Annotated in this window: 20 protein-coding genes; 8 read left to right on the plus strand and 12 right to left on the minus strand. The window is 67.1% G+C overall.

All coding sequences use genetic code 11. The features are described from left to right. Positions 1 to 10: 10 nt before the first annotated feature. From HRUBRA_RS02150 to dksA, 4 genes are read right to left on the minus strand one after another with little or no spacing between them, the layout of a single operon-like run. Positions 11 to 2,992: an ATP-binding protein gene (locus HRUBRA_RS02150; RefSeq protein ID WP_052094285.1), complete on the minus strand. Its 2,982-nt coding sequence runs from the start codon at positions 2,990 to 2,992 to the stop codon at positions 11 to 13. Beyond that, on the minus strand, positions 2,982 to 3,158 hold the full coding sequence (locus tag HRUBRA_RS15260) for a hypothetical protein (protein WP_154664292.1): 177 nt from the start codon (positions 3,156 to 3,158) through the stop codon (positions 2,982 to 2,984). Before HRUBRA_RS15260 ends, HRUBRA_RS02150 begins: the two co-directional genes overlap by 11 nt. 30 nt (positions 3,159 to 3,188) lie before the next feature. Next, positions 3,189 to 4,085: a tRNA glutamyl-Q(34) synthetase GluQRS gene (gluQRS, locus tag HRUBRA_RS02155; RefSeq protein WP_035514109.1), complete on the minus strand. Its 897-nt coding sequence runs from the start codon at positions 4,083 to 4,085 to the stop codon at positions 3,189 to 3,191. Positions 4,086 to 4,110: 25 nt separating this feature from the next. After that, entirely contained in the window at positions 4,111 to 4,638 is a 528-nt protein-coding gene (gene dksA / locus HRUBRA_RS15530) for an RNA polymerase-binding protein DksA (protein WP_236629758.1), read from the minus strand. 368 nt (positions 4,639 to 5,006) lie between these two features. Here dksA and HRUBRA_RS02165 point away from each other — a divergent pair, with 368 nt between their 5' ends. Further along, a complete protein-coding gene (locus HRUBRA_RS02165) occupies positions 5,007 to 5,756 on the plus strand; it encodes a M15 family metallopeptidase (RefSeq protein ID WP_084592403.1) in 750 nt (249 codons plus the stop codon). A 40-nt stretch (positions 5,757 to 5,796) separates the two neighbouring features. Here HRUBRA_RS02165 and HRUBRA_RS02170 read toward each other — a convergent pair whose 3' ends face one another. Both HRUBRA_RS02170 and HRUBRA_RS02175 read right to left on the minus strand, forming a co-directional pair. Then, positions 5,797 to 6,435, minus strand: a complete 639-nt coding sequence (locus HRUBRA_RS02170) for an inorganic pyrophosphatase (protein ID WP_035514113.1) — start codon at positions 6,433 to 6,435, stop codon at positions 5,797 to 5,799. A gap of 68 nt (positions 6,436 to 6,503) precedes the next feature. Beyond that, positions 6,504 to 7,778: a 6-phosphofructokinase gene (locus HRUBRA_RS02175; RefSeq protein WP_035514115.1), complete on the minus strand. Its 1,275-nt coding sequence runs from the start codon at positions 7,776 to 7,778 to the stop codon at positions 6,504 to 6,506. 106 nt (positions 7,779 to 7,884) lie between these two features. On the opposite strand from HRUBRA_RS02175, the gene mpl reads away from it, so the two are divergent. From mpl to HRUBRA_RS02195, 4 genes are read left to right on the plus strand one after another with little or no spacing between them, the layout of a single operon-like run. Then, entirely contained in the window at positions 7,885 to 9,279 is a 1,395-nt protein-coding gene (gene mpl, locus HRUBRA_RS02180) for a UDP-N-acetylmuramate:L-alanyl-gamma-D-glutamyl-meso-diaminopimelate ligase (protein WP_035514117.1), read from the plus strand. Then, positions 9,276 to 11,900 (plus strand): efflux RND transporter permease subunit, encoded by a 2,625-nt coding sequence (locus tag HRUBRA_RS02185; protein WP_322786714.1) that lies wholly within the window; start codon positions 9,276 to 9,278, stop codon positions 11,898 to 11,900. The genes mpl and HRUBRA_RS02185 overlap by 4 nt, the downstream gene beginning before the upstream one ends. After that, positions 11,900 to 12,157, plus strand: coding sequence for a YkgJ family cysteine cluster protein (locus HRUBRA_RS02190; protein ID WP_035514119.1), 258 nt, complete (start codon positions 11,900 to 11,902; stop codon positions 12,155 to 12,157). Before HRUBRA_RS02185 ends, HRUBRA_RS02190 begins: the two co-directional genes overlap by 1 nt. Then, positions 12,154 to 12,750, plus strand: coding sequence for an LON peptidase substrate-binding domain-containing protein (locus tag HRUBRA_RS02195; protein ID WP_201771509.1), 597 nt, complete (start codon positions 12,154 to 12,156; stop codon positions 12,748 to 12,750). The genes HRUBRA_RS02190 and HRUBRA_RS02195 overlap by 4 nt, the downstream gene beginning before the upstream one ends. Here the strand turns inward: HRUBRA_RS02195 and rnt are convergent, their stop codons facing one another. Both rnt and pyrC read right to left on the minus strand, forming a co-directional pair. Next, positions 12,751 to 13,398 (minus strand): ribonuclease T, encoded by a 648-nt coding sequence (rnt, locus tag HRUBRA_RS02200; protein ID WP_035514122.1) that lies wholly within the window; start codon positions 13,396 to 13,398, stop codon positions 12,751 to 12,753. It abuts the gene before it with no gap. After that, entirely contained in the window at positions 13,395 to 14,429 is a 1,035-nt protein-coding gene (gene pyrC / locus HRUBRA_RS02205; protein ID WP_035514123.1) for a dihydroorotase, read from the minus strand. The genes rnt and pyrC overlap by 4 nt, the downstream gene beginning before the upstream one ends. Positions 14,430 to 14,573: 144 nt before the next feature. On the opposite strand from pyrC, the gene HRUBRA_RS02210 reads away from it, so the two are divergent. Together HRUBRA_RS02210 and HRUBRA_RS02215 are read left to right on the plus strand one after the other, a co-directional pair. Next, positions 14,574 to 15,803 (plus strand): argininosuccinate synthase, encoded by a 1,230-nt coding sequence (locus HRUBRA_RS02210; protein WP_035514125.1) that lies wholly within the window; start codon positions 14,574 to 14,576, stop codon positions 15,801 to 15,803. 3 nt (positions 15,804 to 15,806) lie between these two features. Continuing rightward, positions 15,807 to 17,303 carry a flavin-containing monooxygenase gene (locus HRUBRA_RS02215; RefSeq protein ID WP_035514126.1) on the plus strand — a complete coding sequence of 499 codons (1,497 nt, stop codon included), beginning with the start codon at positions 15,807 to 15,809 and terminating at the stop codon, positions 17,301 to 17,303. A gap of 5 nt (positions 17,304 to 17,308) precedes the next feature. On the opposite strand, the gene HRUBRA_RS02220 is transcribed toward HRUBRA_RS02215, so the two are convergent. From HRUBRA_RS02220 to HRUBRA_RS02235, 4 genes are all read right to left on the minus strand, one after another. Next, complete coding sequence (locus HRUBRA_RS02220) at positions 17,309 to 19,165, minus strand: DUF5666 domain-containing protein (protein ID WP_035514128.1); 1,857 nt, start codon at positions 19,163 to 19,165, stop codon at positions 17,309 to 17,311. Further along, on the minus strand, positions 19,162 to 19,980 hold the full coding sequence (locus HRUBRA_RS02225; protein WP_268870527.1) for a DUF6502 family protein: 819 nt from the start codon (positions 19,978 to 19,980) through the stop codon (positions 19,162 to 19,164). Before HRUBRA_RS02225 ends, HRUBRA_RS02220 begins: the two co-directional genes overlap by 4 nt. 87 nt (positions 19,981 to 20,067) lie before the next feature. Beyond that, positions 20,068 to 21,975, minus strand: coding sequence for a DUF5666 domain-containing protein (locus tag HRUBRA_RS02230; RefSeq protein ID WP_035514130.1), 1,908 nt, complete (start codon positions 21,973 to 21,975; stop codon positions 20,068 to 20,070). Then, on the minus strand, positions 21,972 to 22,787 hold the full coding sequence (locus tag HRUBRA_RS02235; protein ID WP_035514132.1) for a DUF6502 family protein: 816 nt from the start codon (positions 22,785 to 22,787) through the stop codon (positions 21,972 to 21,974). Before HRUBRA_RS02235 ends, HRUBRA_RS02230 begins: the two co-directional genes overlap by 4 nt. 192 nt (positions 22,788 to 22,979) lie before the next feature. Between HRUBRA_RS02235 and HRUBRA_RS02240 the strand changes: the two genes are divergently transcribed. Beyond that, positions 22,980 to 23,552 carry a peroxiredoxin gene (locus HRUBRA_RS02240; protein WP_035514134.1) on the plus strand — a complete coding sequence of 191 codons (573 nt, stop codon included), beginning with the start codon at positions 22,980 to 22,982 and terminating at the stop codon, positions 23,550 to 23,552. The last annotated feature ends 86 nt before the right edge of the window (positions 23,553 to 23,638 follow it).

Below are 23,638 nucleotides of genomic sequence, written 5' to 3' on the forward strand. Positions count from 1 at the left end.
CGGCGACGAATTATCCAGTCACCCGGCTCCCGGCAGTGTCGACCAGCCCCGCAAAGGCGGCGTCATAGTGTGCGGCGCGCAGGGCCAGGGTGACCCGGGTTCCGCGCGCAGAAGCGGTCGGGCCCGGGCTCTCGATGCGCACGCTGCCGCCCATGTCTTCGAGGATGCTGTAGACCAGCGGCAGGCCCAGCCCTGTGCCCCGGCCCGGCTCCTTGGTAGTAAAGAAGGGTTCGAAAACCCGCGGCAGCAGCTCCGGGGCGATGCCCTGCCCACAATCATCGACGTGGATCTCTACCGCGCTGCCGCCTGTCGCGGTATCACCGACGGTCACAGCCGCGCCGTCGCCGGAGGCATCCCGGGCGTTGCCGAGAAGATTGATGAAGACCTGAAGCAGGCGCTGGCAGTCGGCGAGGACCAGGGTGTCGCGACGGCAGTCGTTGACAAAGGCTACCGGCCGCGCGTCCCGGTCCAGGGAGAGCAAGCTGATGGCTTCGTCGACACAGTCGGCCAGGTTGCAGGGCTCGAGCCGGGTATCGCCGGCCCCGGAGCCGAGGTGGGAGAAGTTCACCAGTGACTCGACGATGCGGCTGACCCGGCCGGTCTGCGTGAGGATGTCATCGGCGGTCTCGCGCACCTCCGCCGGGTCGCAGGAAGCGGCAAGATTCTGCGCCAGGCAGGCGATGCCGGTGATCGGATTGCCGATCTCATGAGCCACACCGGCGGCGAGGCGGCCGATGGAGGCGAGGCGCTCGTTGTGCAGCACCTCGTCCTGGAGCAGCTGGTAGTCGGTGATGTCCTCCACCAGCAGCAGCCGGTCGGCGTCCGCCGTCGGCGCGCTGCAGTGCAGGGTGATCCAGCGGGGCGCTGCCGGGGCGCCGCCGGCCAGCTCACGTTTGAGCAGTGTGCCGGGCTCCGCTGCCAGGGCCTCGGCGAAGACTGCATGCCAGGGCTCGGCAAGGGTTGTCCAGCGCGCGCCGACGGCCTCTGCCGCGGCGATTCCCGTAAGTTCGGCGAGGCGCCGATTCCACAGCAGCACCTCGCCGTCCACGCCCAGGGAGCAGAGCCCCACGGGGAGCGCCTCGAGGGTCTGGCGGTAGTGACGGCGCAGGTAGTCGAGGTCGGCAGCAAGACCGGTGAAGCGCCCGGTGACCTTCTCCAGGCGTTGCTCGAGGAGGGCGAAGTCCCCGGCCTCGCCAGGGTAACTCTTGCTGTAGGGCAGGCAGCGGTCGACGATTTCCAGGGCCAGGGCCGGCCCGAGCATGCCGGACAGGTTCGCTTCGATGCGGCTGCGCAGGTGACGCAGGGCGTAGGGGCGGTTTTCGGTCTCTTCGAAGCGCAGCTCCCGCAGCGCCCGGTCCAGCTCCGCCCGCGCTGTGTCCTCGCCGAGCGCCCGCGCCAGCGCAGGCACAAAGTCCGCCGCGGCATTTACCGGCAGGGTCCGCCGGTGCGGTCGGCTGCCGGAATCCATGGAGCAGATCTCCGCCGCCACCTCTTCCTCCCGGGAGCGCCGGGTCAGGAGCGAGCCGATGATGAAGGCTGCGGTATTGGCAAGGAGAGCGAGCATGCAGCGCAAGGTCCAGTCGTCGCTGTGGCTCGCGGTGATGCCCAGGGTGTTGTTGGACAGCACCGGGAGCACGAGCGCCAGGAACCAGATGGCCAGCCCCAGGGCCAGCCCGGCGAGGAGGCCGCCCCGGTTGGCACGGGGCCAGTAGGGCGTGGCGATGACCGCCGGCAGGAACTGCAGCGTGCCACTGAAGGCCAGGAAGCCGAGCTCGGGCAGCGATTGCCCCGTGCCGAGGAACGTGAAGAATGCGTAGCCGCCCAGGATGAGCGCGGTGATCAGGCTCCGCCGGAACCACTTGAGCTGCCGGTACAGGCCGTGGTCGCCTGTGGCGCGCAGCAGCCGGTTCGGCAGCACCAGATAGTTCAGGCACATGTTCGCCAGCGCCAGGGTGGCGACGACGATCACCGCGCTGGCTGCCGAAAGACCGGCGACGAAAGCGACACCGCTTACCCAGGGCGCGCCGAGGGCTGCGCCGAGCCCGAGGCCCGCAAAGGAGGCGGGCAGGGTACTGCCGGCGGCGACCGCGCCCCAGAGTATCGGCAGCACCGGTAACGCCAGCAGCAGCAGGTAGAGCGGCAGCCCCCAGCTGGCTGCGCGCAGGTGCCGGCTGTCGCTGTTCTCCGCGAAGGCCATATGGAAGATATGCGGCATGCACACGGCGCCGGCGAAGAACAGCAGCAGTAGCAGGCGCGCGGCGCCGGCGGGCAGCGCCGACTCCTCGCCGCCGAGGACGCCAGGGTTGGCGAGAAGCCATTGCCCGAGGCCGCCGAAGCCGCCGAAGACCGGCCCCAGGGCGACCGCCATGAGCAGCATGAGGGCCCCGAGCTTGACCAGGGACTCGAAGGCGATAGCGGCCACGAGCCCGGGGTTCCGGTTGGGACTGGTGGCATTGCGGGTGCCGAAGAGGATGGTGAAGACCGTGATGATGACGCAGAAAAGCAGCGCCAGGCCGTCGCGCCGGCCCCCGCCGGGGAGCAGGTCCAGACCGCCGGCGAGGTGGTGAATGCTGTCGGCCACGGTACGGATCTGCAGGGCCAGGAGCGGCAGTAGCGTGGCGCACATGGCCAGGGTCACGGCGGCGCCCACCCAGGGGCTGCGGAAGCGGAAGGCAAGGAGGTCAGCCAGGGACGCGAGCTGATGTACCCGGCACAGGCGCAGAATCGGGCGCAGCAGCAGCACCGCGAGCAGGAACATGAGCGCAATGCCGAGGTAGTAGAGAAGGTAGTGATGGCCGTAGAGCGCTGCGAGGGTGAAGACACCGTTGCTGGCCATGCCGCCGCCGATGACCCCAAGAGACAGGACATAGGTCGCCGGGTGCTCGATAACCCTCGCCGGAATCGCGCCCCGATCGCCGAAATAGCCCACCAGGAACAGAACGCTCAGGTAGGCAATAATGGCGAGGAGGACCTGGTCCGGGCTAAAGCTCATCGAAGTTCCGGCGCCGCTGGTTCCAGTAGACTCCGGCAATGACTGCCCCCCAGACAATGAAGGGCCGATACCAGTGCTCCGGGTCGGCGAACATCCAGCTTTCAATTCCCGGGAAGAGGATGACAGTGAGAGCGACAGCGAGCAGCAGGCCGCGATCGAGGTACATGGCGGTGAATCCCGTTGGCCTGAGGTGATACTACGTAATGCCCGGGGGAGGGTAAAGCCGGGCTGCCGGCAGCGCCATCGTGCCGGCAAGTGCAGCAGGCGCCCAGTGCTGTACCGCGTGCTGCAGCAGCTGCTCCGGGGCCCGGGCGGACGCCGGTGGCACCGGCTGGCCGAGGAGGGCAAGGCCCCGGCGGAGATTTTCAGCGGCGTTGCTGTCGTCGAGGCCCGGAGCGTGATTCTGCTTGCTCAGTTTGCGGCCATCGTTGCCGAGAAGAACGGGGCAGTGGCCATAGTGTGGCGACGGGTAGCCGAGGCAGGTCTGCAGGTAGCGCTGCCGCGGCGTGACGGGCAGGAGGTCGGCCCCGCGTACTACATCGCTGATGCCCTGGGCATGGTCGTCTACGACCACGGCGAGCTGGTAGGCGTAGAGGCCGTCGCGCCGGCGGACGACGAAGTCCGCCGGCAGCGGGGTGGCCGCAATGGTGCCCTGGAAGCGGTCCTCAAAGGCAGTCGGCCAGGCGGGGTCTACGCGCACGCGGAGGGCCGCTGGTCCATCGCCCGCGCCGCCGCAGCGTCCCTCGCAGGCGCCATCCGGCCCCAGCACCCGCCGCGGGCAATAACAGCGCCGCAGCAGCCCCCGGCGGTCCAGGGCGGCAAGGGCGTCCTCATAAGCGTCGCTGCGGGTGTGCTGGTAGCAGACCGACCCGTCCCAGCCAAGGCCGTGGGCCCGCAGGCTGGCGATGATGGCCCGCGCTGCACCGGGCTGCTCGCGTGGCGGGTCGATGTCTTCCAGCCGCAACAGCCAGCGGCCGCCGTGGGCCCGCGCGTCCAGATAGCTGGCGAGTGCTGCGAGCAGGGAGCCGAGGTGAAGGGGGCCGGTCGGGGAGGGGGCGAAGCGCCCGCAGTAGGAGCCGGCGCCCCGGGTCATGCCGTAACGGGAGAGGCGGGCCGGATCAGCCCAGCTCCTGCCGTTCCTTGATCTCGGCCAGGGTCTTGCAGTCGATGCACAGGGTCGCCGTGGGCCGTGCCTCCAGGCGCTTGATGCCGATCTCGATGCCACAGGCATCACAGAAGCCGTAGTCTTCCTGCTCAAGGCGCTCGATGGTCGAGTCGATCTTCTTGATGAGCTTGCGCTCCCGATCCCGGGTGCGGAGCTCGAGGCTGAATTCCTCTTCCTGGGTGGCGCGGTCTGCCGGGTCCGGGAAGTTGGCGGCCTCATCCTTCATGTGGGTGACGGTGCGATCCACTTCCTGCATCAACTCCGACTTCCACTTCATCAGGATATGCTTGAAGTGCTCCAGCTGCGCGTCGCTCATGTATTCCTCGCCGCGCTTGGGTTGGTACGGCTCGAAGTTCTTGAACTGGCTGTTTGCGGAGGTGACGGCCTGTGTCTTGCGCTTCGCCGGCGCTTTGCTCCGGGCGGAGGCCGGGCTCTTGGTGCCGGCGGCTGCCTTGCTCTTGGCGGGGGCCTTGCTTTTCACCTTGGCGGGCGCCTTGCTCTTGGCGGCCGTCTTCTTTGTGGCTGCGGGCTTCTTTGGAGCGGTTTTGGTCGGCATGGTCTGTTCCATCGACGTAGTGACGTGGTCCCTGGCGAGCCCCCGCGGCGGAGGGCCGGCACCGAAGCGCGCAGAAGCTACCAGATATCGCCGGGCCGTTCCAGCAAAAAATGGTTCTTCGCCGATTGCCGGGGCGCCTCGTCCCCGGAGGTATGCGAGACGCGAGGGGTGGACGGGAACGTTCTCTCACAAAGCGTCTTTCGAGGCGCGGTGGAGAGAACTATCCTGCACTCACCCGGGTGCACTGGCGCCCCGGCTAGCCGTCGGAGGGGGGCGGTGTCACAATGCCGGCCATGGCACCAGCGACGCACAGGTCCCGTCCCGCGGGCCCGACCGGGGCCGGCGGCCTGCCCGACGACCGCCAGCTCGCCGGTCTCGATGACAGCCACCTGGTGCCTGTGGCCGGGGGCGGTGCCCTGCATCCGGCGGCGGCCGCTGCCTTTGCAGCCCTGTGTGTCGAGGCGCGCGCCGCCGGCTTCGACCTCGCCGTCGCCAGCGCCTGGCGCGGTTACGCGCGGCAGCTGGCGATCTGGAACGGCAAGCTGGCCGGTGAGCGATCGCTCCACGACGACCGCGGCCGGCCTCTGGCGCTTCGGGAGCTGGCGCCGCGTGAGCAGCTCGCGGCGGTGCTGCGCTTCTCGGCGCTGCCGGGTACCTCGCGGCACCATTGGGGAACAGACCTCGATATCTACGATGCGTCGGCGCTACCGGCCGGGCAGAAACCGGCGTTGACGCCAGCGGAGGTCGCGCCGGGCGGCGTTTTCGATCCGCTGCATAGCTGGCTGGACGAACGCATGGCCGCCGGCGGCAGTCACGGCTTCTACCGCCCCTATGCGGTAGACCGGGGCGGCGTCGCCCCGGAGCGCTGGCACCTCAGCTACGCGCCGCTGGCGCGGCATCTGGCTCCGCGTCTGACGGTGTCACTGCTGGTCCGCGCGTGGGACGAGGGCGGGGAGCCGGCCGGGCTGCCGCTACTCCTCAATGACCTGCCGGCGCTGCTGGCGCGCTATGTCGCGGTGCCCGGGGATTGGGCACCGCTTTAAAGCAGGGTCACGGTCCGGCCAGACCCTTCGTGGCCCGACGCTAGCTGCGCTGCTGTTCGTGCAGTTCGCCGTAGTGGTTCCAGTAGTCCTTCTCTGCCGCCGCGATGACCTTGAGGGCTTCTTCGCGCCCGTAGACATGATCGACCTTGATGTCGATCTCCTTGCCCGGGACCATCTTGTAGGTGGCGAAGTAGTGTTGCAGCCGCTCGACCTTGATCGGGGGCAGGTCGGCGATATCCTGGGCATCACCCCAGATGTTGTCGCCCTCGAGAATGGCGATGATCTTGTCGTCCGCCTCGCCGCCGTCGATCATCTGGATGCCGCCCACGACGCGAGCGTTCAGTACGATGTCGGCGCGGTTGATGTGACGCTCCGAGTACACGCAGATATCCAGGGGGTCGCCGTCCGCCTCGGTCACGCCGGGGCAGCGCCTGGCCACTTCCTCGGCGCAGTAGGTGCGCGGTATGAAACCGTAGAGTGCCGGGGGGCTGGAGGTGGTGCGCTGCGGGCGGTCGACCACAAGGAACCCCGAGCTCTTGTCGAGCTCGTACTTGACCACGTCTGTGGGCAGCATCTCGACATAGACCTGCACAATATCCTCGGGCGCGTCATCGATGCGAGCGTGAAGACCGTGCCAGGGGTGCCGGCGCCAGCGGTTGAATTTCTCGTTCCTGTACATGCATACCTCGTCAGCGGTTGCCGGAAAGGCGCGGATTGTACCGGGTGCCTGCGGAAAAATCTCCTCGCTCAGACGTCGAAGCGCTGCTTCAGCCGCGGTGGGACGAGCTCGAGCTTCAAGGCGGGGTAGCGCGGCAGGCCGTCGGCATAGGGCGGGTAGGCCTCGCCCTGGATGAGTGGCGTCAGGTACTCTCGCGCCGCCGCGGTGATGCCGAAGCCGTCGCGGCTGATATAGCGTCGCGGCATCTTCTTCTCACGGTTGGCGACCTTTGCCAGCGGCGCTTCGCCGATGGACCAGCGGTAGCGCTTGCCCTTGCCGCGGACGATGGCCGGCATGACAGCGTTATGGCCGGCAAGGGCGAATTCCACGGCCGCCCTGCCCACCGCGTAGGCCTGATCGAGGTCCGTCTGCGAGGCGATGTGCCGGGCGGACCGCTGCAGATAGTCCGCCACCGCCCAGTGGTGCTTGTAGCCGAGTTCGCTGCGCACCATGTGAGCGAGGGTGGGGGCGACGCCGCCGAGCTGCGCGTGGCCGAAGGCATCCCGCGTGCCGGCGTCGGCGAGGAAGGTACCGTCGGCATATTGTGCGCCCTCGGAGGCGACGATGACGCAATAACCCACCTTCTTGACGGTTGCATCCACCTTCCTCAGAAAGCGCTCGCGATCGAAGGCGATCTCCGGAAACAGGATCACGTGGGGAGCCTCTGCCGGGCCTTCGCCGGCGAGCCCCCCGGCGGCAGCGATCCAGCCGGCGTGCCGGCCCATAACTTCGAGGATGAAGACCTTGGTGGAGGTCTCGCACATGGAGGCGACGTCCATGGCCGCCTCCCGCGTGGATACGGCCACGTATTTGGCCACGGAGCCAAAGCCGGGGCTGTTGTCGGTCAGCGGTAGATCGTTATCGATGGTCTTCGGCACGTGGATGGCCTGAATCGGGTAGCCGAGGGCCTCGCCAAGCTGGGAGACCTTGAGGCAGGTGTCCGCCGAATCGCCGCCGCCGTTGTAGAAGAAATAGCCGATGTCGTGGGCGTGAAAGACCTCGATGAGGCGCTCGTATTCGGCGCGGTTCTCCTCGAGGGATTTCATCTTGTGCCGGCAGGAGCCGAAGGCGCCGGCCGGCGTGTGCATGAGCCCGCGGATCGCCGCCGGGGTCTCGCGACCGGTATTGATGAGTTCTTCCCGCAGGGCCCCGATGATGCCGTTGCGGCCTGCCAGGACCTTGCCGATGGCACCGCGATTTGCCCGGGCGGTCTCGATCACGCCGCAGGCCGAGGCATTGATGACCGGCGTCACGCCGCCGGACTGTGCATAAAAGGCGTTTCTGCGGGGGTTTTTCTGGGGCATAGGGCCCTCCCGGGGCTGACCGAGGCCACGAGGATACGCGATTCGCAGGGGCCTGTGCACCGCGGCGCGCATGCTACCATGCGCGGCATTTCCCGGAGACCCTCCCGTGGCGCAGCACCTTCACATCCTCGGCATTTGCGGCACCTTCATGGGCGGCCTGGCACAGCTGGCCGCGGCCCGCGGTTTCCGCGTGACCGGCTCCGATGCCAATGTCTATCCGCCCATGAGCACGCAGCTCGAGGCGGCGGGCATCGCCCTCCTGGAGGGCTATGCGCCCGGGCACCTCGATCCGGCGCCGGACCTGGTGATCATCGGTAATGCCCTGTCCCGGGGAAACCCGGCGGTGGAGACGGTGCTCGCCCGCGGCCTCGACTACTGCTCCGGGCCCGAATGGCTGGCCCGTGAGGTGCTGCGCGGGCGCTGGGTGCTGGGCGTTGCCGGGACCCACGGCAAGACGACCACCAGCAGCCTTCTCGCCTGGATTCTCGAGGATGCGGGGCTTGCGCCGGGGTTCCTGATCGGCGGGGTACCGGGGAACTTCGGCGTGTCCGCCCGGGAGGGCGGCGGTCAGTACTTCGTGGTCGAGGCGGACGAATACGATACGGCCTTTTTTGACAAGCGCTCCAAGTTTGTCCATTACCGGCCGAAGACCCTGGTGCTCGGCAATCTCGAGTACGATCACGCCGATATTTTCCCGGACCTCGCCGCTATCCAGCGCCAGTTCCATCACCTGCTGCGCTGTGTGCCCGGGAACGGGCGCATCCTGCGGCCGCGGGACTGTCCCGCCCTCGATGAGGTGGAGGCCCTGGGCTGCTGGACGCCGGTCGAGCGCTGGTCCCTGGCCGGCCCCGGGGAGGCGCCGGCGGCGGCAGACTGGGAGGGTCGCCTGCAGTCCCGGGACGGGGCGCGGCTGACCCTCCATGGGCCCGCCGGCGATGCCGGCACGGTGGAGTGGCTGCTGCCGGGGCAGCACAACGCGAACAATGCCATCGCTGCGGTCGCCGCTGCGGTACATGCGGGGGTGACGCCGGAGCGCGCCCTCGCGGCCCTCGCGCGGTTCCGGGGCGTGAAGCGCCGCCTGGAACTCCTGGGCGAGGTCGCCGGCGTGTCCGTTTACGACGATTTTGCGCACCATCCGACGGCGATTGCCGCAACGCTCGATGCGCTCCGGGCCCGGGGTTGCAGCGGCCGGCTCCTTGCGCTTGTGGAACCGCGCTCGAATACCATGCGTATGGGTAGACACCGGGAAGCCCTGGCGGCCTCCGTCGCTGCGGCCGACCGCGTCTACTGGTATCAGCCGCCGGGCATGGACTGGTCCCTCGAGGCCGTGGCCGCCGCCGGGACCGTGCCCGCATCCGTGAGTGACGACGTGGAACGCCTCGTGACCGCTGTTGTCCGAGAAGCGCAGAAAGGAGACCAGATCGTGATCATGAGCAACGGCAGCTTTGCCGGTATCCACCAGCGCCTCCTCGGCGCGCTGCGCACGGCAGTCGGCGCGTGAGCCGCTTTCTGCTTGCGCTTTACGAGCGCCTCATGGTGCGCCACCCGATCGTTGTGCTGGTGTTGCTCGTACTGTTGACGGCGGGCGCCGCATCGCAGCTCGGCAAGCTACGCATTGATGCCTCGGCAGACTCGCTCCTGCTCCAGGGCGACCCGTCCCTCGAGTTCTTCCGCGAAGTCTCCAAGCGCTACGCCTCCGAAGACTTCCTGCTCCTGACCTGGCAGCCGCAGGCGCCGCTGTTTTCCGATGCCTCCCTGGACCCGCTCAAGCGCATGGCCGATGAACTCCGGAAACTGCCGGGCGTGTCATCGGTGGTTACGGTGTGGGACGTGCCACTCCTCGAGACCCGCCCCCTGAGCCTGTCGGCAGTGACGTCCGGTGATCCCCTGCCAAGCCTTGAGGACCCGTCCGTCGATCGCGAGGCTGCCCTTGCAGAGTTCACTTCCAGCCCGATCTATGCGGACCTGCTTGTCGGCCGTGATGGCGAAGTCACAGCGGTGCAGGTCAATCTCGAGCGGGACGAGCGCTACTTCGAGCTGCTCCGCGAGCGCCAGGACCTGCGCAGCCGGGAAGGCTCGCTCGACGCAGCCGAGGCCCGCCGCCTGACCGAGGTCGAGGCAGCCTTCAAGGAGCGCAGCGCTTCGCTCCTTGAGCAGCAAAGCGCCCTGGTGGCCTCGGTCCGATCCATTGCCGACCGTTACCGGGAGCACGCCGGGATCTTCGTCGGTGGCGTACCCATGATCGCCGCCGATATGGTGGATTTCGTGCGCAGCGACCTTGTGGTTTTCGGCACCGCGATCATCGTGGTGATGTTGTTTGTGCTGGCCGCGGTATTCCGCCGGGTCCGCTGGACCTTGATACCGCTTCTGACCTGTAGCGTCACGGTGACCCTGATGCTCGGTCTGTTGGCCGCGCTGGACTGGCGCCTGACGGTGATCTCGTCGAATTTTGTGGCGGTCCTCCTGATTATTACCCTCGCGATCGCCATTCACCTGGTGGTGCGCTACCGGGAGCTGCACGCCCTCAACCCCGAGGGCGATCGGCGCCAGCGCGTTTGCGACACGGTGCGCTTGATGTTTGTACCCTGTGCCTACACCGCCATGACCACCATGGTTGCCTTTGTCTCCCTTGTGGTCTCGGATATCCAGCCGGTGATCGACTTCGGCTGGATGATGACCCTCGGTATCGCCGTGGCCTTCCTGGTCTGCTTCACGCTGCTGCCCGCACTGATTCTGCTCTGGCCCAAGGGCCGCCCGGTGCGCCATACCGGCGCCGACGCACCGCTGACACTGCACTTCGCCCGCTTTGCCGACCGGCACGGGCGCCCGGTCCTCTGGGCCAGCGCCGCGCTGATCCTGGTCGTGGTGGCCGGCGTCTCGCAGCTGCGGGTGGAGAACCGCTTCATCGATTACTTCAAGGACACCACCGAGATCTATCAGGGCATGGAGCTACTCGATTCGCGCCTCGGGGGCACCATTCCCCTGGACATCGTGCTCTCGGCACCGGACACGACGGCGCCGCTGCCGGGACTTGCGCAGACCGGCGTTGGCGGCGGGGAGCCGCTGCAGGCTGATGATCCCTTCGCAGAGGATGCAGCGGGCTTTGCGGACCCGGAGCCGGCTGCTCCAGCGGCTGCCGATGATCCTTTCGCCGGCGATGACCCCTTTGCGGCCGACGATCCCTTCGCCGCCGGGAGCGACCCCTTTGCCGGCAGCAGCGACAGCTTCGAGCCCAGCTACTGGTTCAGTCTTGAGGGCATGCGGACCATCGACGCCGCGCATGCGCTTGTGGCATCCCGGGAGGAAGCAGGCAAGGTACTGTCTCTGGCCACGACCTTCAGCGTTGTGCGCAAGCTTCTCGGTGAGGACATCGGTAGTGTGGAGCTCGCCCTGATGCAGCGGAGTCTGCCGGACGACGTTGCCGGGCAGCTGGTCGCCCCCTATTTCAATGCGCAGCAGGAGGAGGCGCGCATAACGGTGCGGGTCAAGGAAACCAGCGAGACGCTGCGGCGGGACGAACTGCTCCGGGAGCTGTCGGCGGCGCTGGCTGATCTTCCCGCGCTTTCTGCCGAAGAAGTCCGTCTCACCGGCATGCTTGTGCTATACAACAATGTACTGCAGAGCCTATTCCGCTCCCAGATTCTCACCCTCGGCGTGGTTTTCCTGGCTATTCTCGCTATGTTCTGGGTGCTGTTCCGCTCTTTCTCCCTGGCCATGGTGGCCCTGGCGCCGAATCTCCTCGCTGCAACGCTGGTCCTTGGCATCATGGGCCTTGCCGGTATTCCGCTGGACATCATGACCATTACCATCGCGGCGATCGTCGTGGGTATCGGCGTGGATGACTGCGTGCACTATGTGTATCGCTTCCGGGAGGAATTTCAGGTGGACCGGGACTACCTTGCCGCCATGTATCGCAGCCACAGTAGCATCGGCCGGGCCATGTACTACACGACGATCACGATCGTTATCGGGTTTTCCATGCTCACGCTGTCGAATTTCACCCCCAGCATCTACTTCGGGCTGCTGACGGTGCTTGCGATGACTGCGGCGGTGCTCGGTGCGCTGCTGCTCCTGCCGCGGCTTATCATCCTTTTTCGGCCGCTGGGACCGGAGGGCGCGTGATGGTGTGCCGCTCCGGTTGCGGGGCCTGTTGCATTGCGCCGGCGATCACGCAGCCCTTCTACGGTATGCCTGCCGGCAAGCCTGCGGGCGTGCGCTGCGTGCACCTTGAAGACGACCTGCGCTGCGCCTTGTTCGGGCAGCCCGAACGGCCGGCCTGCTGCGGGCGCTTCCTGGCCGAACCCGCCTTCTGCGGCGACAGCCGGGAGGAGGCGCTGCGCATTCTGACTGACCTGGAGGCGGAGAGCCTGCCGGCATGAGTGATCGTATGGAGCTTCCCCTCTTTCCCCTGTCCTCGGTGCTGGTGCCCCACGGTCGCATGGCGCTGCAGATCTTCGAGCAGCGCTACCTCGACCTGGTGCGCAGCTGCATGCGCGAGGGCACAGGCTTCGGCGTGCCCTGGCTGCGCGCCGGCCGGGAAGTCGCCGGCGGCGCGACGGAGCTCGCCGAAGTGGGCACCTATGCTCGCATCGTCGATTGGGATCAGCTGCCGAACGGGCTTCTCGGGCTGACTATCGAGGGTGGGGAGCGCTTTACGCTGCACCGGCACTGGCGCCTGGCAAACGATCTGGCCATGGGGGAGGTCACCCTGGAGCCGCCGCTCGCGCCGGTGCCCATGAGCGAGCGCTGGGAGGGTTTGGCGCGGCTCCTCGAGGGGCTGGAAGCACATCCGCATGTGCAGCGCCTGGCGCCCTCCGTGGATCGGGAAAACGCTGGCCAGGTTGCCGGGACGCTGCTCCAGCTTCTGCCCCTGGAGGAAGCGGACAAATACCGGCTGCTGGGTCTGCCCTCCCCGGAGGCGCTGCTCGAGGAGCTTGACCGCCTGCTCAACGAGATCAGCGGCGCGGACTGATCACCCGGCCTCGGGCTGCGCCGGTGGTGGCCAGCCGCCCAGCTCCCGCCAGCGGTTGACGATAGCGCAGAACAGCTCGGCGGTGCGCTCCGCATCATAGACAGCGGAGTGTGCCTCGCTGTTGTCGAAGGCGATGCCGGCGCCCGCGCAGGCTTTGGCCAGCACCGTCTGCCCGAAGGCAAGGCCGGCGAGGGTCGCCGTGTCGAAGTAGGAGAAGGGGTGGAAGGGGTTGCGCTTGATTTCGCAGCGTTCGACCGCCGCATTGACGAAGCCGGCATCGAAGTGGGCGTTGTGGGCGACGAGGATGGCCCGGTTACAGCCCTGCTCGCGCAGTTCCCGCCGCACGGCCAGGAAGAGGTCACCAAGGGCCTCGTGTTCATCCACGGCTTCCCGGAACGGGTGCCAGGGATCAATGCCCGTGAAATCCAGCGAGGCCTGCTCGATGTTGGCTCCCTCGAAGGGCTTCACGTGGTGGCTGACCGTGCGGTGTATCGCCAGGGTGCCATCCGGCGCCATGCGCAGCAGCGTGGCGGCGATCTCCAGGATTGCGTCGGTGCCCGCATTGAAGCCGCCGGTTTCGATATCGACCACCACGGGGAGAAAGCCCCGGAAGCGCCCGGCGATCGGCGAGGCCACGGCGTCGCTCATGCGACCTGCCAGGACAGCGTTTCGCCCGCCCGGAGCGGGATCAGCTCGTCGTCGCCGAGGGCAAGGGATGGCGGCACGGCCAGCTCTCCCCGGGTCAGCGTGATCGTGTCGTCGTTGACCGGCAGGCGGTAGAAGGCCGGCCCGTGCAGCGAGGCGAAGCCCTCGAGGCGTTCGATGGCGCCGAGACTGTCGAACACCTCTGCATACAGCTCCAGGGATGCATGGGCCGTATAGACCCCGGCACAGCCACAGGGTGATTCCTTCGCCGTGCGCGTGTGCGGGGCGGAGTCCGTACCCAGGAAGAAGCGCGGGTTGCCGCTGCTGGCCGCTGCACGCAGCGCCTCCTGGTGCCGGGCCCGCTTGAGGATCGGCAGGCAGTAGTAGTGGGGCCGGATACCGCCGACCAGCATGTCGTTACGGTTGAGCAGCAGGTGATGGGCAGTGATGGTCGCCGCCACGCCTTCCCGGGCCTCGCTCACGAAAGCGACCGAGTCTGCGGTGGTGATGTGCTCCAGGACGACCCGCAGGCCCGGGAAGCGCTCGACAATCGGCGCCAGGTGCCGGTCGATGAACACCCGCTCGCGGTCGAAGATGTCGATATCCGCATCGGTGACCTCACCGTGTACCAGTAGCGGCAGGTCCGCGGCTTCCATGGCCTCGAGCACCGGATAAAGGGCGTCCAGGGCGGCAACACCGGCCTCGGAGTTGGTGGTGGCTCCGGCGGGGTAGAGCTTCACCCCGTGAACGACGGGGCTCGCTGCGGCCCGACGGATCTCGTCGCTGCTGGTGCCGTCAGTCAGGTAGAGGGTCATGAGCGGCTCGAAACGCCGCGGCAGGCCCGCCATGGCCGCCTGGATGCGGGCATGGTAAGCCTCGGCCAGGGCCACGGTCGTGACCGGCGGTGTCAGGTTGGGCATCACGATGGCCCGGCCCATGTAGCGGGCCATGTCCTTGCAGGTTCGAGGCAGATCGTCACCGTCCCGGAGGTGGACGTGCCAGTCGTCCGGGCGGCGGAGGGTCAGGGTGGTCACGGCAGGGGCTTCACGGTCAGGGGACACGCTGCGATGCTACCGTAAACGCGGTGTCCCGGAAACTCGCGGGCCCTGGGGCCCGCTGGGCATCACTCCGCCGCAGCGGTACACTGCGCGCGGTTTTCAGAGGGAGGGAAACGGGCCATGGCAGAGATCAGCAAGGTGGTGCTGGCCTACTCGGGCGGTCTCGATACGTCTGTGATCGTGCGCTGGCTGCAGGAGCGCTACGGTTGCGAGATCGTGACCTTTACCGCCGACATCGGCCAGGGCGAGGAAGTGGCGCCGGCCCGGGCGAAGGCCGAAGCCCTTGGCGTCCGGGAAATTTACATCGACGATCTGCGCGAGGAGTTTGCCCGGGACTTCGTTTTTCCCATGTTTCGCGCCAATACCGTATACGAGGGCGAGTACCTGCTGGGGACTTCCATCGCCCGACCGCTCATCGCCAAGCGCCTCATCGAGATCGCCAACGAGACCGGCGCCGATGCGATCTCCCACGGCGCCACCGGCAAGGGCAATGACCAGGTCCGCTTCGAGCTGGGCGCCTACGCGCTCAAGCCCGGTATCCGTGTGATTGCACCGTGGCGGGAGTGGGAACTGGGCTCCCGGGAGTCTCTTATGGCCTACTGCAGGGAGCACGCGATCCCTGTGGATTTTGCCAGCCAGAAGAAAAAGTCACCGTACTCCATGGACGCCAATCTTCTGCACATTTCCTATGAAGGCGGTGTGCTTGAAGACCCCTGGAGCGAGTGCGAGGAAGACATGTGGCGCTGGAGTGTCAGCCCCGAGGCAGCTCCGGACCAGCCGACCTACCTCGAGCTCACTTACCGCGGTGGCGATATCGTCGCTGTCGACGGTGCGGCCATGACCCCGGCGCAGGTGGTCGAGCACCTCAACGCGGTCGGCGGTGCCAACGGCATCGGCCGCCTGGACATCGTAGAGAACCGCTACGTGGGCATGAAATCCCGGGGCTGCTACGAGACTCCCGGCGGCACCATCATGCTGCGCGCGCACCGGGCCATGGAGTCCCTGACCCTTGACCGGGAGGTGGCGCATCTGAAAGACGAACTTATGCCTCGTTACGCAGAGCTTATCTACAATGGTTACTGGTGGTCGCCGGAGCGGCAGATGCTGCAGGCGGCAATCGATCAGTCCCAGGCTCATGTCAACGGCGTCGTGCGTCTGAAGCTCTACAAGGGCAACGTCATCGTGGTGGGTCGCCAGTCGGCCACGGACAGCCTCTTCGACGAACATATTGCGACCTTCGAAGAGGATGCCGGGGCCTACGACCAGGGCGACGCCGAGGGTTTCATCAAGCTCAACGCCCTTCGCCTGCGCATCGCCGCCGGCAAGGGACGGGGCGCTGGCGGGCACTGACCGGTGACCACCGCGACCGAACGCGTCGACGTCGTTATCGTCGGCGCCGGCCTCTCCGGCATCGGTGCCGCCTGGCATCTCCAACAGCACTGCCCGGAGCACGGGTACCTTATCCTGGAGGCCCGGGACGCCATCGGCGGGACCTGGGACCTGTTCCGCTATCCGGGCATCCGCTCCGACAGCGACATGCACACGCTCGGCTACAAGTTCCGGCCCTGGCGCGATGGCAAGGCCATTGCCGATGGCCCGGCGATCCGTTCCTACGTGCGCGACACGGCCCGGGAAGGCGGCATCGATTCGCATATCCGCTTCAGTCAGCGGCTGCTGGAGGCTCACTGGGACAGCGGCGCCGCCGAGTGGCGCCTCGTGATCGAGGATGGTAAGCGCGGCGGCCAGCGCGAATTGCGCGCCGGCTTCCTTCTCATGTGCGCCGGTTACTACCGCTACGACCGCGGCCACACCCCCGACTACCCTGGCCGAGACGACTATCGCGGTACGTTCATCCATCCGCAGTTCTGGCCAGAGGAGCTCGCTTACGCCGGTAAGCGTGTCGTTGTGATCGGCTCCGGGGCCACGGCCATGACGCTGGTGCCGGCGCTGGCGGAAAAGGCCGCTGAGGTGGTGATGCTGCAGCGTTCACCCACCTGGGTAATCTCGCGCCCGGCCCGGGACCGCCTGGCTAATGCCCTGCGCGCGTTCCTGCCCGACACCTGGGCCTACGCGCTGACGCGGCTGAAGAACACGGCGCTGCAGCAATGGTTCTACCGCCGGAGCCGGGAGGCGCCCGAGAAGGTGCGGCGTGTGCTCCTGCGCCGCCTGCGCAAGGCCCTGGGGCCGGGTTACGATGTGGCCCGGCACTTCACCCCCAGCTACAACCCCTGGGACCAGCGACTCTGCCTGGTGCCCGATGGCGATCTGTTCGAGGTGCTGCGCGCCGGCCGCGCCCGGGTGGTGACCGATACCATCGAGCGCCTGACCGAAGGCGGCGTCCGCCTGACCTCCGGCGAAGAGCTGCCGGCCGATATCATCGTCAGTGCTACCGGCCTTGAGGTGGAAGTGCTGGGCGGGGTGCGCTTCAGTGTCGATGGCGAGCCCGTGGATTTTGCCCGCACCTGGACCTACAAGGGCATCATGTGCAGCGGGGTGCCGAACCTCGTGTCCGTCTTCGGCTACATCAACGCCTCCTGGACACTGCGCGCGGACCTGACCGCGGAGTGGGCCTGCCGGTTGCTCAAACACCTGGACACCAACGGGTTTGCGGCTGCGACGCCGACGCTGCCGGCGGCGCTGGCGACCATGCCGGCGCGGGACTGGATCGATGATTTCTCACCGGGGTATCTGGCGCGGGTCATGCACCGCTTCCCGCGGCAGGGGGACCGCGCGCCCTGGGTGAATCCGCAGGATTACCGCGCGGACCGGGCGTTGTTTCTGGAAGCGCCCATCGATGACGATGCGCTGATCTTCAGCCGTGCGGACCGCGGGGCGGACCGGGCGGCCTGAGCCTCCTAGCCGCCCGGCGGCGCCTCACCGTCACCACTACCCGGCCCCTGGCCCGGATTCTCCCCCGGACCGCCGGGTGTGCCGCCGCCGTTCCCGGGCACCTCGCCGCCGCTTCCGGGGTTGTCGCCGGGGTTGCCGGGGATGTCGCCATCCTTGCCCGGATTTTTCGCTGCCGCAGGCGCGCTTGGCCCGGTACCGTTCAGGAAGCGCCCGTCCAGCTCGAAGAACAGCCGGGTGCCATCCACGAGCACGACTTCGTAGCCTTCTTCGCCGAGCCAGGCGCCCGCAGTAGCCCTGCCGGGAGCCTCGGCGGCCACCGCAGAGGCGACCGCGGCGGGTAGGGCCCTGTCGCCGGTCGCGGGCAGAGCCTGATCATCGCGGAAGGCAAGTTCGCCATCCAGCGCAAGGGGGAATTGGAAGGCCACCCGCTCGGCGCGGCCGTCGCCGTCGTCGTCGACGGTGCGCACCAGGGCGCCGACGCTGAGGTTGTCAAAGAACGCAGCGGCATCGATATCCGTAGCTACCGCGCTCTGGAAGCGGGCGCCATCGACGGCCACCGTAATTCCGAGGAGCGTTATCGTTGCCGGTGCCGTGAAGGCTTCTACCGGCGCTTGCAGCACCCGCGCCGGCGTTTCGGCACCGCGGTCGATACGCGTTGCCAGCAGGCTTCCGTTGCTGCGGAGCGCCTCCACTGCCACCTGGTCACCGCTGCGAAGGTCGGCAAGGGTCGGGAACGGCAGATCGTTCTGCCGGTCCTCGATAAGGGTCCTTCGATCCGTACTCAGCGTTACCACGGCGTTGGGCAGCTGCAGCGCCAGGGTACCGGCGTCGCTGTCGATGGCGTTGACGGCGCCGGCGAGGCGCAGCGTGCCCCGTCGCGCGGTGAGCGTCTGGGCGGCCAGGGCCTCACCGTTCCAGCGGCCGGCGGCTTCCACGACAGCGCCGTCTTCGATGAGCAGCTCCGGCGGCAGGCGCTCGGCGTCGCCGGGCAGGACCGGGATACCGTTCAGCAGGAAGGTTCCGTCGCCCAGGCCGGCCACCCGGCCCTCCAGGCGCAGTGCCGCTCCTTCGCTGAGATCGTCGGCCGGCGTGCCTATGGCGCTGACCCGTGCTGCCCTCAGCACGCCGTCGCTGAGGCTGCCGCGAACCTGCACGCGCCGGCCGTCAGCCAGGCCCTCCGGCAGGCCTTCGAACATCGCCCCGGCCGCGTTTACGGGCTGCTCACCGAGGAGGAAGGTTGCGCCGTCGACCAGCGTGGCGGTGCCGGTAAGGATCGCTGTATCGGAGTCCGTCACAGCGCTCACGCGCGTGCCCCGCAGCCGCCCGTCGGCACCGGGCAGGCCATCGATGGCAACCTGCATGCCAGCTGTCAGGGCGGCGAAGTCCGTGCCCTCGAAGACGGTGCCATCCCGTTCCACAATTACCGCCGTGCCAAAGACACGCAGCTGCAGGCTCCTGTCGTTGCTGCCGCGTTCGAGGCTCGCCACGGGACCGCGCAAAGCGGTGCGTGCCGTCACCCGGTCCGCGCTGCCGTCGCCGTCGTCATCGCCAATACTGCCGCTCACGGACACGATCATGCCCAGGGTGAGCGCCGCTTCGCTCGCCGGCTCGCCGTCCACAGTGATTGTGGCCTGGTCGATGGCGAAGCGCTGGCCATTGACGAAAATGGAGCCGGAACCGGTGATCGTCCCGCTGGTGGATATCCCGCTGCCGCCGATGCCACCGCTGCTCCCCGGCGGTACCGGGTCAACGGCAGCCAGGCGGTCGCCATCACCGCCACCACCACCACCGCAGGCGGTGAGCAGGGTCACAAGCGTCAGCAGGCAGGCTGCCGGGGCCGGTCGGGAGCGATGGCGGCTCATGGGGGTGACTCCCCGTCGAAAGAATCATCGTAGTAGTACACACCGATGGCGACGTATCGTGCCACTGCATCCGGGTCCGCCGGGTCTATCTCGTGTTCCGTGAGCCAGTGGTGGTAGCGCTCCAGCAGTGCCTGGGACTGGGCGTTGGAAAAATGGCGAAACGCCGGGATCGAGGCCGCGTTGACGTTGGGGTTCGAGACCTTGCGCTGAAATACGCGGGCATCCCGCGGTGAAGCGAAGTTGTGGCCGATGGTGGCGACGAATTCCCCGCTGTCGGCGCCGAGCAGGGCGAGGTGCTCGGCCGGTGTGTCGGCGGGGATATAGGCCCGCTCCAGAAGTCGTACCCGACCGTCAGCCACGGTGACGGTATTGCTGGTTTCCAGGATAGCGAGCATGGCCACCGTGGGAATGTCGCCACTGTAGTCCTTCACCAGGGTGGCGAAGCTGTCCTCCCCCTCGATGGGCAGCTCCGCCGGGCTGCCGTCGTGATGCCGGAAACGGTCATCGCCGGTCCAGCCGCTGACCACGCGGATTGCGCGGTTGTAGCGCAGGTCGCGTTCGCCGTCGTCGTCGATGACTTCGTCGCGGATGCGCTTGGTTTCCTTGCGGGTGAGACCCGTAAGGGCGGACACGGAGGAGATTGTGGGGCGCTTGCCTCTTGCTGCAACCTGACGGTAGGCCTCGTCCACCCAGGCTTTGCGCGCCAGCTCCATGAAGCTGCCCCAAGCCATGCCGTGCTGCATGAGTACGCGCGATAGCGGACGCAGCAGACGATAGACTGCGTGACGAAGTATCTTTTGGGTAGCATTGCCCACAGCGACAACTTAGCCTGAGCGGGTAAAGAAGAAAAGGAACCGCATCACAGAATGCAGCCCGCGTCGCAGACTGCTTCGTTTAGTTGATCAGTCTTCTGAGGCGTCTTCTTCCTCGCTCTCCTCCTCTACTTCGTTCTCCTCTACTTCGTCCTCCTCTGCTTCGTCCTCCTCTGCTTCGTCCGCGGCGCCGTCGTCATCTGCGCTGTCGTCGTCGGCATCGTCCGCATCGTCGTCATCGGCGCCGTCCTCGTCAATACCGTTATCATCCGCGCTGTCGTCGTCATCTTCGTTGCTGTCGATGTCGGCCTCGAGGAGGTTGCCGGCGAGATCGAAGGTCAACTCGATCCCGCTCACCAGTACCACCTCGTACTCGTCTTCGTCGCGGTAGGCGATGGCGATATCCCTGCCGGGGAAATTGGTCGCGATGCTGTCGAGAATGACCTGGGGCAGCTCAGCACCGGTGATCGGCTCATCATCATCGTCACGGAAATCCCGGTCGCCGTCGAGGACAGCTGCGAACTCGAACTCGACCTCGTCGGCGGTGCCGTCGTTGTTGTCGTCTTCGACCTTCACCAGGGCGCCGGGCTCAAGGTTTGCGTAGAAGGCCGCCGCGCCGATGTCGTCGTCGACTGCGTTCTCGAAGGCTGCACCGGTGGTGCTGAAGGTCACGCCCAGCAGGGTCAGGCTGCTGCCATTCATGAAGGCTTCTACCGGCGCCTGCAGCAGGCGCTCGACGTCGTCTTCGTCCCGGTCAATGCGGGTGGCGAGGAGCCGGGCGCCGTCCTGCACAGCCTCGGCCTCAAGATAGTCGCCGCTGCGCAGATCCTGGATCGTGAGAAATGGCAGGCCGTCCCGGTCATCATCGAACAACGTGCGGTTGTCCGTTGCCAGCTCGATGCTGCCGCCGGCGTAGCCCAGAGTGACGATACCTGTCGCGACATCGACGGCCGTCGCCGGTGCCTCCAGCTTGATGCGGCCGCGCCGGGCCTGCACGCGGCTGGCTACCAGTACGCTGCCGTCCCAGCTGCCGTCGACCTCGACAATGGCGCCGTTGCGGAGCGCGAGATCTGTGGGCTCCCGTACGGCGCTGGTAGCGTCGACGGGGACCCCGGCGACACTGAAGCTTGCATCGTCGAGGTAACCGGCCACGGCGCCTTCGACACGCGCGGCCTCGCCGGCCGTGAACCTTCCTCCGGGGCCGTCGTCGCGGCTGATGCGCTCAGCAACCAGCGTGCCGTCCTGCAGCGTGCCGCGTACTTCGACCCGCTGGCCGTCGGCAAGGGCGTCTTCCGGCAGGTTCTGGAGTGTTGCGTTGGCCGCGTCCACGGTGCGGTCACCGAGAAGGAAGGAGGTGCCGGCAAGGCCCGTCACCACTCCCTTCACAGAGACACTGCTCTGGCCCGGGAGGAAGTCGTCATCGCGATCGATGCGGGTTGCCCGGAGGCGCCCGTCTGCCGCCTCGTAGCCGGAGACCTCGACCACATCGCCGACGGCCAGGGTGGTGAAAGACACCCCGGCGAAGACCGTGCCGGTGCGTTCGGCAAGAACCCGGCGCCCCAGGATCGTCAGCTGCAGCGTGGTGCCGTCGGCGTTGAGCTCGAGGCTGTCGATGGGGCCCTTGAGCTCCGCCGCGAAGGTCACCCGCTCCGCGCTGCCGTTGGCGCCATCGTCGTCCACCGTGCCGGTCACCGTGACTACCATGCCGAGGCCGAGCTCAGCCTCGCTAGCGCTTTCACCGTTTACGGTGATTTCGGCCTCGTCGACCTCGAACCGCACGCCATTGACGAAGATGCTGCCGGTACCGTTGATGGTTCCGCTGCTGGTCAGGCCGGTGCCGCCGATGCCGCCGCCGCCGTCACCGGAGGGAGGCGGCGCGGCAGCCGCAAGGTCGCCGCCACCACCGCCGCCACCGCCACCGCCACCGCCACCGCCGCAGGCTACAATAAGGGCGAGGATAGTGGCACAGGCGGCCAGGCGCAGGGGGGCGGGGATCATGATGCCGGTTCCTCGTCGATCTCGTCGTCATAATAATAGATGCCGACAGCGACGTAGCGTGCGCGCTCGTCCTCGTCGGGGTCTACCTGGTGCTCGGAAAGCCATCGATGATACGTCTCGAGCAGGGCCTGGGATTGTTCGGTGGACAGGGCCCGGAAGGCCGGCAGGGCGCTCGCCCGGACGCTACTGTTGGAGACCTTGCGCTGGAACACGCGGCGCCCTTTCTCGCTGTTGATGTTGTGCCCAATGGTGCCGACGAGCTCGCCGACGTCCTTGCCGAGGATCTCGATATGTTCTACCGGTGTCTGCGTTGGCAGGTAGGCGCGCTCTCGCAGGAGCACGTGATCGTCCGCCAGCGTCGCCGTATTGCTGGCCTCGAGAATCGTCAGCATGGCGCTCGGGGGGATGTCGCCGCTGTAGTCCTTCACCAGCAGGGCGAAGCTGCGTGGACCTTCCAGGGGCAGGGCCGCCGGCTCGCCGCGGTCGTCGTGGAAGCGTGGATCCACCAGCCAGCCGCTGACGACGCGGATCGCCCGGTTGTAGCGGTGGGTCCGGTCGCTGTCGGCTTCCAGGTCGAGGTCATGGACCCGCCTGGCCTCTTTCCGGGTCAGCCCGGTCAGGGCGGACACGGCGGAGATGCTCGGACGCTTGCCGAGGGCCTTCAGATGACGCAGCCCCTCGTCTGTGTAAGCCTTGCGCGCGAGTTCGGCAAAGGTGCCATAGGCCATACCGTGCCGCAGCAGTATGCGCACCAGGGGGCGTAGCAGCCGGTAGACGGCGTGACGAAGGGCGCTGGTGAGGGCGTCTGACATGTTGGGAATTTAATCCCAGCTGTGACCGGCGTCAAGGTATGCAGCGCTTGTGATCGATCGCTCCGATCAATCTTATCAGTATTTACCGTTTCACCGATGCATTACCTGTGCTTAGGCTATTGAAGTCTGTCCCGCTTGCCCCCATCTGATCTCCGGCAAGTTTTTTCATCCCTGTTCAAGGAGGATTCACCCATGAGCACGCAAACCCGCGTACCGGAAGTTACCTTCAAGTGTCGCGTTCGCGACGAATCCATCGGCGGCGATAACCCCTACCGCTGGGAAGACAAGACCACGGCCGACATCTTCGGCGGCAAGAAGGTGGTCCTGTTCGCACTGCCCGGTGCCTTCACGCCGACCTGCTCCTCCAATCACCTGCCCCGTTACGACGAGCTCTACGAGGAGTTCAAGGCGCAGGGCGTGGACGAGGTTGTCTGTCTGTCCGTGAACGATGCTTTCGTCATGTTCAAGTGGGGCAACGAGCAGGGCAACAAGAACATCTTCCTGCTGCCCGACGGCAACGGTGAGTTCTCTCGCAAGATGGGCATGCTGGTCGACAAGTCCAACCTGGGCTTCGGCATGCGCTCCTGGCGCTACTCCATGCTGGTAAACGACGGCGTCATCGAGAAGCTGTTCGTTGAGCCGGACTACGGCGACAACTGCCCGACGGATCCCTTCGAGGTCTCCGATGCTGACACCATGCTCGCCTACCTCAAGGGCACGGAGTCTGCGGGCGTATCCGAGCCGCGCAAGGCGTTCGTCGGCTGACGCGACGTCGCACACTCCTGAAAGGTCCTTGAAACCCCGGGGCGCACAGGCGCCCCGGGGTTTTTTTTGGTTCATCGCAGCGTTCC

The sequence above is a fragment of the Pseudohaliea rubra DSM 19751 genome, from assembly GCF_000764025.1.
Classification (GTDB): Bacteria; Pseudomonadota; Gammaproteobacteria; order Pseudomonadales; family Halieaceae; genus Pseudohaliea; species Pseudohaliea rubra.

What these genes read in the sequence shown, in the direction of transcription:
- rnt (WP_035514122.1), bottom strand. Translation starts at nt 13,398, where the DNA reads ATGAGCGACGCCGTGGCCTCGCCGATCGCCGGGCGCTTCCGGGGCTTT.
- HRUBRA_RS02170 (WP_035514113.1), bottom strand. Translation starts at nt 6,435, where the DNA reads ATGTACAGGAACGAGAAATTCAACCGCTGGCGCCGGCACCCCTGGCAC.
- HRUBRA_RS02190 (WP_035514119.1), top strand. Translation starts at nt 11,900, where the DNA reads ATGGTGTGCCGCTCCGGTTGCGGGGCCTGTTGCATTGCGCCGGCGATC.
- HRUBRA_RS02195 (WP_201771509.1), top strand. Translation starts at nt 12,154, where the DNA reads ATGAGTGATCGTATGGAGCTTCCCCTCTTTCCCCTGTCCTCGGTGCTG.
- HRUBRA_RS02210 (WP_035514125.1), top strand. Translation starts at nt 14,574, where the DNA reads ATGGCAGAGATCAGCAAGGTGGTGCTGGCCTACTCGGGCGGTCTCGAT.
- HRUBRA_RS02230 (WP_035514130.1), bottom strand. Translation starts at nt 21,975, where the DNA reads ATGATCCCCGCCCCCCTGCGCCTGGCCGCCTGTGCCACTATCCTCGCC.
- HRUBRA_RS02220 (WP_035514128.1), bottom strand. Translation starts at nt 19,165, where the DNA reads ATGAGCCGCCATCGCTCCCGACCGGCCCCGGCAGCCTGCCTGCTGACG.
- HRUBRA_RS02165 (WP_084592403.1), top strand. Translation starts at nt 5,007, where the DNA reads ATGGCACCAGCGACGCACAGGTCCCGTCCCGCGGGCCCGACCGGGGCC.
- HRUBRA_RS15260 (WP_154664292.1), bottom strand. Translation starts at nt 3,158, where the DNA reads ATGTACCTCGATCGCGGCCTGCTGCTCGCTGTCGCTCTCACTGTCATC.
- gluQRS (WP_035514109.1), bottom strand. Translation starts at nt 4,085, where the DNA reads ATGACCCGGGGCGCCGGCTCCTACTGCGGGCGCTTCGCCCCCTCCCCG.
- HRUBRA_RS02175 (WP_035514115.1), bottom strand. Translation starts at nt 7,778, where the DNA reads ATGCCCCAGAAAAACCCCCGCAGAAACGCCTTTTATGCACAGTCCGGC.
- HRUBRA_RS02150 (WP_052094285.1), bottom strand. Translation starts at nt 2,992, where the DNA reads ATGAGCTTTAGCCCGGACCAGGTCCTCCTCGCCATTATTGCCTACCTG.
- HRUBRA_RS02240 (WP_035514134.1), top strand. Translation starts at nt 22,980, where the DNA reads ATGAGCACGCAAACCCGCGTACCGGAAGTTACCTTCAAGTGTCGCGTT.
- HRUBRA_RS02235 (WP_035514132.1), bottom strand. Translation starts at nt 22,787, where the DNA reads ATGTCAGACGCCCTCACCAGCGCCCTTCGTCACGCCGTCTACCGGCTG.